Raw genomic sequence first — 12665 nt, forward strand, 5'->3', positions numbered from 1 at the left:
GGTGGTCCGCCCGATCCCGAGCCGGCGGGTAGCCTCCGCCTTGAGGACACCATCGACCACCCACTGCCGGGCCTGGTCGACCTGGGCGTCGGCGAGCACCTTCGCGCGGCCCTTTTTGAACCCTCGCGCCAAGTGGGCGATCCGCTACCAACGAAAGGTTAAGTTATGGGCCGAGAGGCATTGCTCTGGGAAGAATTCCGGCAAGCAAACAACATCCGCCACGTCGAGGAGAATGCCCACATTTTCAAGACGGGCGTCCTGCGATCCCTACTTCAACGAAACGGGGCCTCCGAGCTGAAGTATTCCGCCACATTCCAAGTTGCTCGATCCGCGGAAGAATCTCCTTACAGCGTGCGGCTGACTCCACCGAATGGCACCTACTACATATCGGAAACGCTGGAATACCCCCAAACCGGGCCACATAACTGGGAGAAGAGGACACTTACCTACCCGTCGATCGGGCCGAATCTCCGCTCCCCCCTCTGCTTGTGGAGGTATGAGAAGCTGCCTGCCTTGTGGGGGTATCCGCTCCCCGGCGGAGGAAGCTACCCGCACAAGATCTCCGTCGGCGATGGGAGATACATCCACATCCTGAGCTACGAAGATCCCGGGGAGATAACCGACGGTCACCGCTACGAGGCAATCATCGACACTAAATACTCAATGGCGATCTTGTACGCACGTCATACCGATCGGGGCCCCGACTCCATATGGAAAATGCGTTCGCTCACCCAGCACGTCAGGACGCCAGGCAATTACTACACAGGTAAGCCTGAAGACATCTGCAGCATCTCCACCACCAATTACCTGTGGACAAGCGCCGCCGTCGGGTAAAAACGACGAGCTCAGGAAAGGTATTTGTATAGAGTCGTCCGCCCGACCCCTAGCCGGCGGGCGACCTCCGCCTTGGGCACACCATCAGCCACCCACTTCCGGGCCTGGGCGACTTGGGCGCTGGTGAGAACCTTCGCCCGGCCCTTGTAGACCCCGCGCGCCTTCGCGCGGGCGATCCCCTCAGCCTGGCGCTCCTTGATGATGGAGCGCTCAAACTCGGCGACACTTCCCATAAACCCCAGCATGAGCTTGGCGATTGGGTCAGCCTTCGCCGAATAGGTTTGCCCCTCGCGCAGAAACCTCACTGAGACCCCGCGGCCCACCAAATCCTCGACAATCGTGTGCAGGTCCACCAGTGAACGCGCGAGGCGATCCATGCTCGTGACAATGAGCTGATCGCCTTTCCGCAGATACCGCAGCACCTCCTCCAACTGGGGACGGTGCCGGGTCGAGCCGCTGATTTTCTCCTTGTATATCTGCGACGCCCCCGCCGCACGAAGTTGATCAAGTTGACGATCCAGGTTCTGCTCCAAAGAACTCACCCGGGCGTAACCGACTTTCTGCCCCACAACAACGTCCTGATGTTCGCCAAGCTCTAGAGGCAGCGACGGTTCTGTTCCGTTAGACATGATCTAACCCTACCGAACAGGGAGAAGTTGTAATTCAGAACCGTCCACTTAGGGTGTACCCCACAACACCTGGCAAAGATCTATCGCTCATCTTCAGCACTGGACCTCTACGGGTGGGTTTCCCGCCAGATCAGCACCCACAGCACCCCCACGTGTGTGACCTGGCAGCAGTTGAAAGACCAAATTGGCACCTCGTACCCCGACACCCCACGTGAAGAGGCAGAGTTTCAAACAGTCGTCCGCAGGTTCATTGAAAGCATCTCCAGGGCCTGGCCGGGGTCTGGCCTAAGTGAATGGAGGGATGGAGCAATCGTGATCGGTAACCCTGCCATCTACTGACATCAGTGTCTTTTGCTCCCGCAGTTGCCGGCGCTCCTTTGGGCTACCGCGCGGGCTGCGCCCGCTTGCTATCAATGACGGCAGGGATGTGGCCGGGGATGCAGCAGGGGTTACGGAGGGAAAGGACGGCAAACGATCTATCATCCTTCCCATCTTGATCTATGAAGAGATGGTGGAGGAAAATCGCGCTGCCGTAGCAATTGGACTGGGGTCATAGATGAAGAAGGAAATCCATATCACTGGCGTACTTCACAACCCGGTCAGTCAGCTTGGGTAAAGCAGGACTTGTTGATTCTAAGAAACTAGGACTGTTCCATCTGAGATTTGCGGAGATACGCCCACTATTAGACTACTTCGATTCCGTGCTCTCGCTCTAGAGTGATGATCCGTTCCTCAAATGCAGCTAACAGGCCAGCGAGGGAGTATATCAGTTTCTGGGTTTCCTTACCGATGCCCTCCTCTTCGAACTGCGCCATCTCATCGATCCATAGTGTGGAAAAAGGACATCTTTCTCGATCCATGCTGCGAGATACCCGATAGAGGAAGCCACGCTCGTTGTCATTGTCGTTGTTGTTCATAGTTGCCTTCCTATCATGACCATTCATCCGAGGGACACCGTCCCAGTTGATCCGCCGGCGGTAACACGCCGCGGGTGATATGCGGTCCCGCTCCCCGGGTACCGGTGGCGGGCGGGAGACGTCCCCTACCGCCAGGCAAGAGTGACAGGGTCCCACTCCCCAGCCGCGGTGGCAGGATCCCCGCCCAGGATGGGGTCCAAAAGTAGGCCGGCGATACGCAACGCCTCACCGACATCCCTCAGGTTGTCGCGCGCCCCGGTAAATGCCCGCGCCTTCAACGGGTACTCGCTTTCCCACTTCTTGTCGGGCGCGGTGATGCGCGGCGGCAGGGCCATCGACCGCACCCTGCACTGGGTGTTCAGGGCGGAGCTCAGCTCCGCCGCCGAAACGGGCAACTCAGAGGCGATCAGGGCGATGTCGTAGAGATCGTGGTAGCGCGTCGACGCCCGCCCCGGAGGGGTCGCGCCGTGGCGTTCGTACATCGCGCACACCTTGTCGGCGAGCTGACTGGCTACGGGGTAGGAATGGACGGAAAAACTCGGCGGGAGAAACTCCGTGGCCACCTGATAGCTCGCCGGCACCGTCAGTGTCTCCGCCGCACCCGTCACCTCCAGGTCCCCGCTGACATCGATGCCGAAATTAATCAGCCGGTTGTTGACCCCGTGGGTGACGGTGACATCCACGCGCTCACTGTCGATCACACCTGCCCTGCCCCGTCTATCGGGGCGGCGGACGTGGAACGTGTAGGGCCCCACCGTGCGGGTGTCCATGTCGCGTACCAGTGCGTCGGCCGCATCAGTGGACGAGGTGGGGTCAACCTGCCGGTAGAGGTCCAGGTCCCGGGTGTGGCGTGCCCCGGGTATGCGGCAGTAGATGTTCGAACCCCCTTTGAGCACCCACCCGCTGTCCCGGCGCATCAACTCGTGGAGAAAACCACCCGGAAGAACTGGTTGTAGACGTCATTGGGCTTTGCACCCCGGGCTTTCGCCTCCGCCTTGAGAGCCGCGGTGATCTGGGTGTGCGTCTTTTTCATCCTCGGGGGATTCATCGCCATCATTTCCGGTGTTGTCATCGTCGTGCCGCCTCACCGGTGGGGATTTGTGGGCGGGGTTTTCCGCGGTGGTGCCCGTTGAAGTCACCCCGCCAGGGGGCACCGTAGTGCCGGTAACGGGAAGGACGGGAACGTTTTCCCACATCCCGGCTGCGATCTTTTCCTGGAGCGCCGCTGTAAACCCGGGGGGCAGAGCTGTCCCGGCCATCATCTTCGCCACGTCCTCACCCACGGTGACCCGTGGCGCCAGGGACCGCATGAGGGTGTCGATCTGCTCCCGGAGGGGGCGCACCGCCTCATCGATCGCCGCGCGCATCCGCCCGTCCAACTCGGGGGCCGGGAAATACTCCCCCAACACATCCTCCAACCCCACCGCGTCCCCCGCGGGCAGGTCGAAGGCCCCCTCTTTTCCTGTGAGAGCCTCCAGAAGCTCCCGCTTTTCCGCCAGGGAGGCGCCGGCGGCGTCCGCCACCAGGTCGAGCAGATACCCGGGTTCGTGGCCGGCGTCGGCGAGATCGGCGATGGTGCGGGCCGCCGTCGTTACCGGCAGGCCCGACACCGGGTGAAGTACCCAGTCATCGTCCCCCAGATCTGCGCGGTGGAACCGGACGTCCGGCTGCCGGCTGCGGCGTCGCGACCGCACCGTGAAATGTGCCCCGTCCGGCCACAAATCCCCGATCCCCCACATCTCCGCGGCGGTCGTGTGCGAAACCACCGCCTCTGCGGCGAGGTACGGATCACCGGTGCGCTCGGCGGCCATGAGCTCCGGGCGAAGCGCCAGCCAATGCGCCCTGACCTCGAGGACCGCAGAGGGAGAAGTCCCGGTGGTGGCATAGACCCCGTGCCTGACGCGGGTGAGAACCCCGCGCGCGGCCAAACGCCGCAGAGACTGCAGATCAACCCCGCCGGTCGCGGCCTGGGCGGTGGTGACCAGGCCCCACTGCCGGGAAGCCAGATCCCCCACCACCTCTGCCGCTTCCGCACCCCTCATGGCACAAAAAATACACTATGTGTTCTTTTTGGGCCATTCACGAAGACGCTGAGGCCTCAACAATGGGAATCGTCTCCTACAGGGTGTACCTCAATCGACCATTACACAAGAATTCAGTGGATCTGGTGGGAACCCGCAAAATGAATAAGTATCGTCTCGAGCTCGGTTTAACCGTCTGCGCGACGAATGTAGACTGCCATTGGCATCCCACACTCGGTGAACACGGGATGTGGTACATCCACTAAGGGTCGAAAAAGACATAAGGGTCCTGAGATGACATTGCCCAGCAGCGGCTACCAAAAGCGCCTCCACCAAATGGAAAACGACGCGAGATCCGCCATCCTAAGGTTCCAATCTGAACATGACTCAGCAATCGATACGCGATTAGATCCAAGCGATTTAAGCTCCACCCCGTTCCCCAGGGGATTAATAGAGTCAATCCGCGATTCGGATTTAGACTCCGCGGAAAAGCAAAAATTGATTTGCTACCTCATTGGGTCGTGGTACATCGATCACTCAGGAGGGTGCTGGGCATACGTCCCTATGTTAATCGATGCCCCCAGCCTCTATCTCCAGTTCGGAATTGGTGTGGAAACGGACGGAACCATGTGGAATGCCGCCGAGACAGCTAAGGACATCATAGATGGGGAGGATCTTGACTTCGTCGAGTCAATAATCCAAGCCAATCTCAGAGTCATGGGAAGGAATTCACTCCTCTAAGCGGGTGAATTCGCATTGCAAGCTTAGTTGCAAACCACCTGCTTCATAGTCCTCCACAGTGTTCTAGACGCACCATCACAGAGCCTCGGGAGTTTCCTTGCCAACGACCTTGTGCGCATCTCGGACCCACCGGAAGTCGCGACTGGAGGGGTTGGCACCACTGCGCGCCTCAGCGTTAGGGTCATGCCTAGAACGCGATGGCCACTCAGGTATCCCCCTGTGCGGTGACTCAACCTGGAAGGCAGCTCAACATGGGTCGAATGACAACCACCAAAAAAACTCACCTGCACAGCGCTCGTCCTCGGATTACTCGCCGTCTCCACCTCATCGACGCTTCCCCACTGGCTCTCTTTCGCGATGGCGGGTCTAACCCTGGCAGTTCTGCTCCTGCCCTGGGGAGAAGTTCCGTCCCGGAGGGAGAATTAGGCCCCGCGCCTAAGCAACCCCCGCAACCCCACCGATCACTGAAGTCAATCGCTTCTCCATCGTTCGGGGGTCTCCTTCCCGGACGGGGGAATGAGATCCCGGATATCGATGTGTCCCGGTAAATTTTCCCCGGGCATGCAGATGGGTGGCTTTCCGCAATTCTCCCGGATTTCATTGGTGGAGAACACGTAGCGGGCGAACTGAGGTTTTACGATGGCGGCAGGAAACTTATCCCTCAAGAAGACCACGATCTCCCAGCCCCGGTCGTACCACGCGAACCGGTCGAAACCATCCGTCCACACGGGCCGCTTGTGGAAGGTATCGGTGTAGTCGACGAAGTTTTCATGGAAGGCGCGGGTCCACGAGAGGATTCTTTCGCTGTCCGCACCCTCGATACCGATATCCTCGGGCAGGAGGAAAAAGCCGCTCTCAGGAGGACGAACCAAAAACGCTCCTCCCGCCCACAAAGAGCTCGGGTAACCAAACTCCGGGTACAACCGGATTATCAACTCGTCGTTGCCCATCCCCCTATTCTCCCGGATTTCCGCGGCGAGGGCCTTTAGCGCGGAGATACGCTGGCGGTGGTTGTCCCACCACGAAACCCCCTAGGCTGGCCGGCATGTCCCAGGTCGGACCCCCTCCGGGGTGAAGCGGCTGAAAATAGACCTGAGCAAAGGAGGACGAGCAGGATTGGCGGAGCCAAACGAGAATACGATCTCCCTTTTCCCGGAGGTGGGTGTGGAATGGGCGCTCTGGGGTGCAACCTCCCCGGAAGCGGCCCAGGCACAACACTTCCCCACCCCCAGTGACTTCGGATTCAGCCCCGTACTGACTGAGCGCCTGCGCAGATGGATAGACGCCTGGGAGGGTTTCTACGACAACCACCGGGAATCCTCCACTTTCTACTGGAAGGACGGTTTCGACAAGAACGCCTGGATCACAGAAGGCCTGGAAATCTCGGCAGCAATAGAGAAAGAAACGCGCTTCGACGTGGACAGGCGCTTCATCCGCTACCTGCGTCGCCCCCTGCCCCTCATCAAGCGCCGCCACGACAATAGCCATGTCTGAAAACCACCTGGTTCTCTTCCCCGACCCCGACATGCCCCACGGAATATGGGGCGTCCCGACCTCCACTGACGCAACAAATCCGCAAATACCCCTCGGCATCAGCGACACTCTCGCCCGCCGGCTGAATCGTTGGATCGGAGACTGGCGGGCCCACTTCCACACCAGTGGGCCCCCGGAGCGCAACCAGCGATGGTCCCCGAATTTCGATGTCGATAGGTGGATAGAGGAGGGTGACACGGTCGCGCTACTTCTCCAAGAGGAAACCGGATACGTAGTCGAGCGACTATATCGAAGCTACGCGGACAATCCCCGGCAAAGGTAGACCCACCTCGGTGTGAGGATGCCTGCCGCGATTTCCCCCTGTGCACCCCAGAGAGGGACTCACGCCGGGAATCCCTCCTCCAGCGCATGGAAGGCGGAACTCCATAGGTGAACTTCCGCGCCTCCGGCCGAACTAGCCCTCGTCCGGCTCAGCTTCGACCCGTGTGACTCACGCTAGTTCGGATTCGCCCTCGATTATGATGCCGGGCCATTGCCGCAAAATTTCTTCCCTACCCACCGTTTGAAGACTGGAACCGTCAGGAAAGACCGTCTGTTCGTTGACGCTTGCCCCTGTGAAGGTCTCTGCGTCATAGCTGCACCCGGTCAGATTAGCCGCCGCGAGTCTCGCGCCCCGAAAATCGCACTCCTCTAATTTTGAATCCTCGAACAGGGACATGCTCAAGTCGCACATCGTGAAGTCCGACCCGCGCATATCGGCTTGTTGGACGATCAACGCGTTGACGTGAGCCTGGGAAAAAGTGCACCATTGCAGACTCCCACTGAACGTCGTCGAATCGAGGTACGCACTCTTGAAATTCCCCTCATCCAACACGCAGTTGTTGAATTCGGCGTAATCCAGGCACGCACCCTGCCACATCAACCCCGACAATCGGGCGCCGCGCACCCTCACACCCCTTAGGTTGATATCCGAGAAATTCACCTGTACTTCCGCATTTAACCCCTTCGGGCCGGGAGTCAGCGATGCCCAGCTGTAGTTGGGGGAAAACTCATCCCAACTCGCAAGTGTGGGTATGCCAGCTCCTTCGCCCTGCAGCGGGGATCTCAACCTTGCACACAGGCCCCTAAAGGCGGCGGCGCGTGCGCGCAGAGTCGGATCCTGGCGCTGCTGTCGGGGATCTCCTGAGTGGATAAAGGAGATCAAGACATCCACAACCTCCTGCAACCGCCCCGTATCACCTGCAGGATCAATGTTCACCCACTCATCAGCCACATGAAATAAATCCAGCACCGACGCCAGACGAGTCAACGACGACGCAGACCGCAACCCCCGGCAAGAGTGTGCGAACCTTTGATCCAGCATCGTGTTCATATATATCCACCCTAGTGGCTCGCCTTTCCCTCACTTGGGCGATAGGCGGCGCACCAGCCCCAGCCACCACCCGTAGTAGCCGCTCCTTCCCTCTCGGGAGCCATATTGGCTGCGTCCGGACCACGAACGATTGCGCCACCCCTACCCGATATTGACCGGGTCCACCTGGATCCGCAGCGGCAGAGTCTGCTTCCGGGTCGCCCGGCTCACCGCCCCCGCGCGCAGCGCCCGGCCCAGCTCGGTTCGCCCCGCCAGCGGGCTGCGCACCAGCATGCGCTGGGCCGGGCCGAACTCCCTTTCGTCCCACTCGCCGGGGATGTCCTCGCCGGGCGGCAGATCGACGGGGCCTAGCTTCTCCGCATGTGCCGGCAGATCGGTGTTGGCAAAGAAGTCCTCCAGGGCGGCGCGGGGGGCGTCGACAAGCGCGACGTGCACCGCGGGAGGGAAGTGCGCCTCGCGGCGCTGCTCGAGCTCGAGGGCGGCAAACCCGGGGGCATCCCAGCGGATAAGGTGCTGCACCGCGGGCAGAGAGGGCTCGGCCACGACCACGACCTCGCCGGAGTCGGCGCGCGGCGCGACGAGGGTTGCGGCGGCCAGCCACTTGTCAAAGGTGTCCTCCACCGCCCGCAGGTCGGGGCGGCGCAGCAGGGCCCACGTGTCCAGGAGCACCGCCGCGCCGTAGGCGCCGCCCTCGACAGCGGGTTCGGCGCCGGGGGTGGCGACGACGATCGCCGGCTGGTTCGGGATGGAGCCGAGGATGCGCTCACCCCAGGAGGTGCGCACCGTCACCCGGGGAAAGGCCCGGCCAAGCTCCTCGGCGGTGCGCTCGGTACCCAGCACCACAGCACGCAGTTTGCGTGAACCGCACTCCGGGCAGACGTGAGCTGAATCGACGCGCCCGCACCAGCGGCAGGCGGGGGCCGCCGCCTCACCTCCGGAGGGCAGGCCCAGTGGCCCGTTGCACCACCGGCAGCGCGCGGGGGTGCGGCAGTTCCCGCAGGCCAGCGCCTGCACGTACCCGGTGCGCGGCACCTGGAAGAGCACCGGCGCCTTCCTGTCGAGGGACTTCACCGCCGCCTGGAACGCGGTGGAGGGCAGGCGGGCATCGCGGGCGCGGGGGTCGCGCTCGAGCTCGAAGTCGGAGTCGCCCGCCGCGTGGATGAAGGGGGCGCGCTGGCGCAGCACCTCGCGGGGCGCGACGAGCTCGTGCATCCAGCCGGACTCCACCAGCAGCTGCGTCTCGGCAGTGCGGGAGTACCCGCCGAGGATGAGAGAGGCGCCTTCGAGGGTGGAGCGGGTTGTCATCACCTCGCGCGCGTGCACGTACGGGGCCCGGGGGTCAACGAGCGAGTCGTCCCCGTCGTGCATGAGCACCATGAGCCTCAGGTCGTTGACGGGCGCGAACGCGGCCGAACGCGTGCCCACCACCAGGCGGCCCTGCCCGTGCAGCACCGAGAGGAAGCGCGAGTAGCGCGCCTGGGGGCCCTGCGATGCAGTGAGCGCGGTGATCTGCCGGGGTCCAACGACCGCGCGCAGCGCGGACTCGCACTTGTCGACGTCCCGCTGGTCCGGCACCACGATCAGCACTCCCCCGCCGTCGATGGCGACCTTCGTGGCGAGCGCGGCAACAGCCGCCGCCCAGTCCTCCCCCGGCGCCACCTGCCACGCGGCGCGCGCCAGCTTGCCGGCCAGCACCGCGTCGACAAAGGACTGCCCGAACTGATAACCCGTCCACGCCGCGAGGTCCGGCTCCTGCGCCTCGCCGAGTTCGGCCCACGGGGTGGTGGTGTCGGTGTCCTCCGCCTTGGCGTGGCGGGCCGGCACGGCGGAGCGGTAAACGTCGGAGCGGGTTCCGCCGTAGCGCTCCGCGAGGGCATCGACAAGCGTGCGAATGCGGGCGGGGGCGACCACCTCGGGTGAGATGACGCGCTCGATGAAGCGAAGGGTCCCCTCGTGCTCGGAGGTGGCGTGGCGCGAGAGGACCACGGCATCCACCAGGCGCCCGGCGAAGCGGATGCGGACCTTCACCCCCGGCTGGGCGGCGGCGGAATCGGCCTCCGTGACCAGGTAGTCGAACGGTCGGTCCAGGTGGGCGAGCCCCAGCAGCGGCAGCAGGCGCACAACGGGGGCGTTTGCTGCGGGGGAGTTCGACATGGGCACAGATTGTATCCTGTCACCCGGACACTAAATCCCGAGCAAGGAGGAGACATGGCACGACGAAAGCAGTCCCGCCCCCGCGTCGCGCTCGGTGAGCTGCCCGAGGGAACGGTGCTCAACTTCGCCTCCGAGGTCGACGAGAACACTCTCGCGCAGGCCCGTGCCACGGCGTCCATGCCGTTTATTTATCCGCACGTGGCGCTCATGCCGGACGCGCACTTCGGCATGGGCTCGTCGGTGGGCACGGTCTTCGGCACCGTCGGTGCGGTCATACCCGCCGCAGTGGGTGTGGACATCGGCTGCGGCATGATCGGGGTGCGCACGCAGTTTACGCGCGCCGACCTCGCTGGCCGGGAGCTCGAGCAGCTTCGCGACGCCCTCGAGTCCGCCATCCCCCTTTCCCCGGGCAACTACAACACCGGGCGCATCCGGAGCAGCGCCGCTCGCCGGGTCGGTGATCTCGAGCACCTTGCGGCGCAGACCGGCGTAGACCTCTCCCACTCCCCGAAGTGGCGCGAGCAGCTCGGCTCCCTCGGCGGGGGCAACCACTTCATCGAGCTGTGTCTCGACGAGGAGGACCGCGTCTGGATGTTCCTCCACTCCGGCTCACGCGGGGTGGGCAACAAGATTGCCCAGAAGCACATCCGCGCCGCGCAGGAGCACGTCGCGGCCGAGGGCGCGACCATCCCGGACCGGGACCTTGCATACCTCTCCGAGGGCACGGAGGCCTTCGACTCCTACCTGCGCGAGCTGCACTGGGCGCAGCGCTTCGCGTGGCTCAACCGCGAGGAGATGATGGACCGCTTCGCGGCCTGCCTCGGGGATTTCATGGGTGAGGCCGTGCGCGAGGAGGAGCGGGTGAACTGCCACCACAACTACACGGTGCAGGAGGAGCACTACGGCCGGAAGGTGTGGCTAACGCGTAAGGGGGCGGTGCTTGCCGATGCCGGCACGCTCGCGCTCATCCCCGGTTCCATGGGCACGGCCTCCTACGTGGTGGAGGGAAAGGGCCACGCCCCGGCGCTGCGCTCGGCCCCCCACGGTGCGGGGCGGCGCTTCTCCCGCACGGAAGCGCGGCGCCGATTTACCGCAGACGACCTGGAGCGGCGCATGGCCGGCATCGTCCACCGCCCCGGCGAGGCGTGGGTGGACGAGATTCCGGACGCCTACAAGGAGATCGACCAGGTTATCGCTGATTCGGCGGAGTTGGTCGCCGTGCGCCACAAGCTGCGCCAGGTGCTCAACGTCAAGGGTACGTGAGCCCCGGCCGCTACCCCAGGCCCGCGGCGGCGCGCAGCGCGTCAACCCGGTCGAGCCGCTCCCACGGCAGGTCGACGTCGGTGCGGCCGAAGTGGCCGTAGGCGGCGGTCGGGCCGTAGATGGGCCGCAGCAGATCGAGGTCCTTGATGATCGCCGCCGGGCGCAGGTCGAAGACCTTCTCCACCGCGAGCTGGATCGACTCGTTGGTCTGGCCCTCGGCGGCGGTACCGAAGGTCTCGACGTAGAGCCCGACCGGGTTTGCGCGGCCGATGGCGTACGCCACCTGAATCTCCGCGCGCGCCGCGAGGCCGGCCGCGACGACGTTCTTGGCCACCCAGCGCATGGCGTAGGCGCCGGAGCGGTCCACCTTCGACGGGTCCTTGCCGGAGAAGGCGCCGCCGCCGTGGCGGGCCATGCCGCCGTAGGTGTCCACGATGATCTTCCGCCCGGTCAGCCCGGCATCCCCCATCGGGCCGCCGGTGATGAAAGATCCAGAGGGGTTGACCAGCAGCTTCGTCTCGTCGTCGTAGAAGCGCTCCAAACCGGCGTCCGCGATGACCCAGTCAACCACGTGCTCGCGCACCGCGCGGGCGAGCGCCTCGCCAGCGAAGTTCTTGTCGTGCTGCGTGGACACGACGATGGTGTCCAGGTGCACGGGAGTGTCGCCGTCATAGGCGAAGGTCACCTGGGTCTTGCCGTCCGGGCGCAGACCCAGCACCTCCTTCTTCTGGCGCACCTCGGAAAGACGGCGGGCGAGGCGGTGGGCCGTGGAAATCGGCAGGGGCATGAACTCAGGCGTCTCGTTGGTGGCGTAGCCGAACATCAGGCCCTGGTCCCCCGCGCCGGCGAGGTCGTTTTCCTCGGTGGAGCCGTTCTCCCGGTGCTCCTGCGAGGTGGTTACGCCGCTGGCGATCTCGCCCGACTGCTCCCCAATGGCCACGTTGACCCCGCAGGTGGTTCCGTCGAAGCCCACATCAGAGGAGGTGAAACCGATCTCGCGCAACTTGTCGCGCACGATCTTGGCGATGTTCGAGTACGCCGTGGTGGACACCTCGCCCACAACGTGCACCTGGCCGGTGGTCACGAGTGTTTCCACCGCCACACGGGCGTCGGGGTCCTGGCGGAGGATGTCATCGAGCACGGCATCCGAGATCGCGTCGCAGATCTTGTCGGGGTGACCCTCGGTGACGGACTCACTGGTGAAGAGGCGGTGAACGTTCGCGGTTGTCAAGGCAGTTCC

At 63.6% G+C, this 12665-nt stretch carries 11 protein-coding genes; 3 read left to right on the forward strand and 8 right to left on the reverse strand.

Annotated elements, in window-relative coordinates; translation table 11 throughout:
• Window positions 1–165: 165 nt before the first annotated feature.
• On the forward strand, window positions 166–834 hold the full coding sequence (locus B3611_RS03305; protein WP_291313646.1) for a hypothetical protein: 669 nt from the start codon (window positions 166–168) through the stop codon (window positions 832–834).
• Between the two features lie 11 nt (window positions 835–845).
• On the opposite strand, the gene B3611_RS03310 is transcribed toward B3611_RS03305, so the two are convergent.
• The 5 genes from B3611_RS03310 to B3611_RS03330 all read right to left on the reverse strand — a co-directional run bounded on the left by B3611_RS03310 (window position 846) and on the right by B3611_RS03330 (window position 6092).
• A complete protein-coding gene (locus B3611_RS03310) occupies window positions 846–1463 on the reverse strand; it encodes a recombinase family protein (protein WP_291313647.1) in 618 nt (205 codons plus the stop codon).
• A gap of 683 nt (window positions 1464–2146) precedes the next feature.
• Window positions 2147–2380, reverse strand: coding sequence for a hypothetical protein (locus B3611_RS03315; protein WP_291313648.1), 234 nt, complete (start codon window positions 2378–2380; stop codon window positions 2147–2149).
• A gap of 125 nt (window positions 2381–2505) precedes the next feature.
• Window positions 2506–3297, reverse strand: coding sequence for a nucleotidyl transferase AbiEii/AbiGii toxin family protein (locus B3611_RS03320; RefSeq protein ID WP_291313649.1), 792 nt, complete (start codon window positions 3295–3297; stop codon window positions 2506–2508).
• 42 nt (window positions 3298–3339) lie between these two features.
• The gene (locus B3611_RS03325) at window positions 3340–4422 is read right to left on the reverse strand and encodes a type IV toxin-antitoxin system AbiEi family antitoxin domain-containing protein (protein WP_291313650.1); all 1083 of its coding nucleotides are present in this window, start codon (window positions 4420–4422) and stop codon (window positions 3340–3342) included.
• Between the two features lie 1190 nt (window positions 4423–5612).
• Entirely contained in the window at window positions 5613–6092 is a 480-nt protein-coding gene (locus B3611_RS03330; RefSeq protein ID WP_291313651.1) for a hypothetical protein, read from the reverse strand.
• Window positions 6093–6258: 166 nt separating this feature from the next.
• Here B3611_RS03330 and B3611_RS03335 point away from each other — a divergent pair, with 166 nt between their 5' ends.
• On the forward strand, window positions 6259–6636 hold the full coding sequence (locus tag B3611_RS03335; RefSeq protein WP_291313652.1) for a hypothetical protein: 378 nt from the start codon (window positions 6259–6261) through the stop codon (window positions 6634–6636).
• A 490-nt stretch (window positions 6637–7126) separates the two neighbouring features.
• Here the strand turns inward: B3611_RS03335 and B3611_RS03340 are convergent, their stop codons facing one another.
• Window positions 7127–7927, reverse strand: coding sequence for a pentapeptide repeat-containing protein (locus B3611_RS03340; RefSeq protein ID WP_291313653.1), 801 nt, complete (start codon window positions 7925–7927; stop codon window positions 7127–7129).
• Window positions 7928–8149: 222 nt separating this feature from the next.
• Entirely contained in the window at window positions 8150–10162 is a 2013-nt protein-coding gene (locus B3611_RS03345; RefSeq protein ID WP_291313654.1) for a primosomal protein N', read from the reverse strand.
• Between the two features lie 54 nt (window positions 10163–10216).
• Between B3611_RS03345 and B3611_RS03350 the strand changes: the two genes are divergently transcribed.
• Entirely contained in the window at window positions 10217–11425 is a 1209-nt protein-coding gene (locus tag B3611_RS03350) for an RtcB family protein (RefSeq protein WP_291313655.1), read from the forward strand.
• 10 nt (window positions 11426–11435) lie between these two features.
• On the opposite strand, the gene metK is transcribed toward B3611_RS03350, so the two are convergent.
• Window positions 11436–12656: a methionine adenosyltransferase gene (metK, locus tag B3611_RS03355; protein WP_291313656.1), complete on the reverse strand. Its 1221-nt coding sequence runs from the start codon at window positions 12654–12656 to the stop codon at window positions 11436–11438.
• Window positions 12657–12665: the final 9 nt, after the last annotated feature.

The sequence above is a fragment of the Corynebacterium sp. UBA2622 genome, assembly GCF_002339505.1.
GTDB lineage: Bacteria > Actinomycetota > Actinomycetes > Mycobacteriales > Mycobacteriaceae > Corynebacterium.

What these genes read in the sequence shown, in the direction of transcription:
- B3611_RS03350 (WP_291313655.1), top strand. Translation starts at nt 10,217, where the DNA reads ATGGCACGACGAAAGCAGTCCCGCCCCCGCGTCGCGCTCGGTGAGCTG.
- B3611_RS03345 (WP_291313654.1), bottom strand. Translation starts at nt 10,162, where the DNA reads ATGTCGAACTCCCCCGCAGCAAACGCCCCCGTTGTGCGCCTGCTGCCG.
- B3611_RS03305 (WP_291313646.1), top strand. Translation starts at nt 166, where the DNA reads ATGGGCCGAGAGGCATTGCTCTGGGAAGAATTCCGGCAAGCAAACAAC.
- B3611_RS03330 (WP_291313651.1), bottom strand. Translation starts at nt 6,092, where the DNA reads ATGGGCAACGACGAGTTGATAATCCGGTTGTACCCGGAGTTTGGTTAC.
- B3611_RS03325 (WP_291313650.1), bottom strand. Translation starts at nt 4,422, where the DNA reads ATGAGGGGTGCGGAAGCGGCAGAGGTGGTGGGGGATCTGGCTTCCCGG.
- B3611_RS03320 (WP_291313649.1), bottom strand. Translation starts at nt 3,297, where the DNA reads ATGCGCCGGGACAGCGGGTGGGTGCTCAAAGGGGGTTCGAACATCTAC.
- B3611_RS03310 (WP_291313647.1), bottom strand. Translation starts at nt 1,463, where the DNA reads ATGTCTAACGGAACAGAACCGTCGCTGCCTCTAGAGCTTGGCGAACAT.
- B3611_RS03315 (WP_291313648.1), bottom strand. Translation starts at nt 2,380, where the DNA reads ATGAACAACAACGACAATGACAACGAGCGTGGCTTCCTCTATCGGGTA.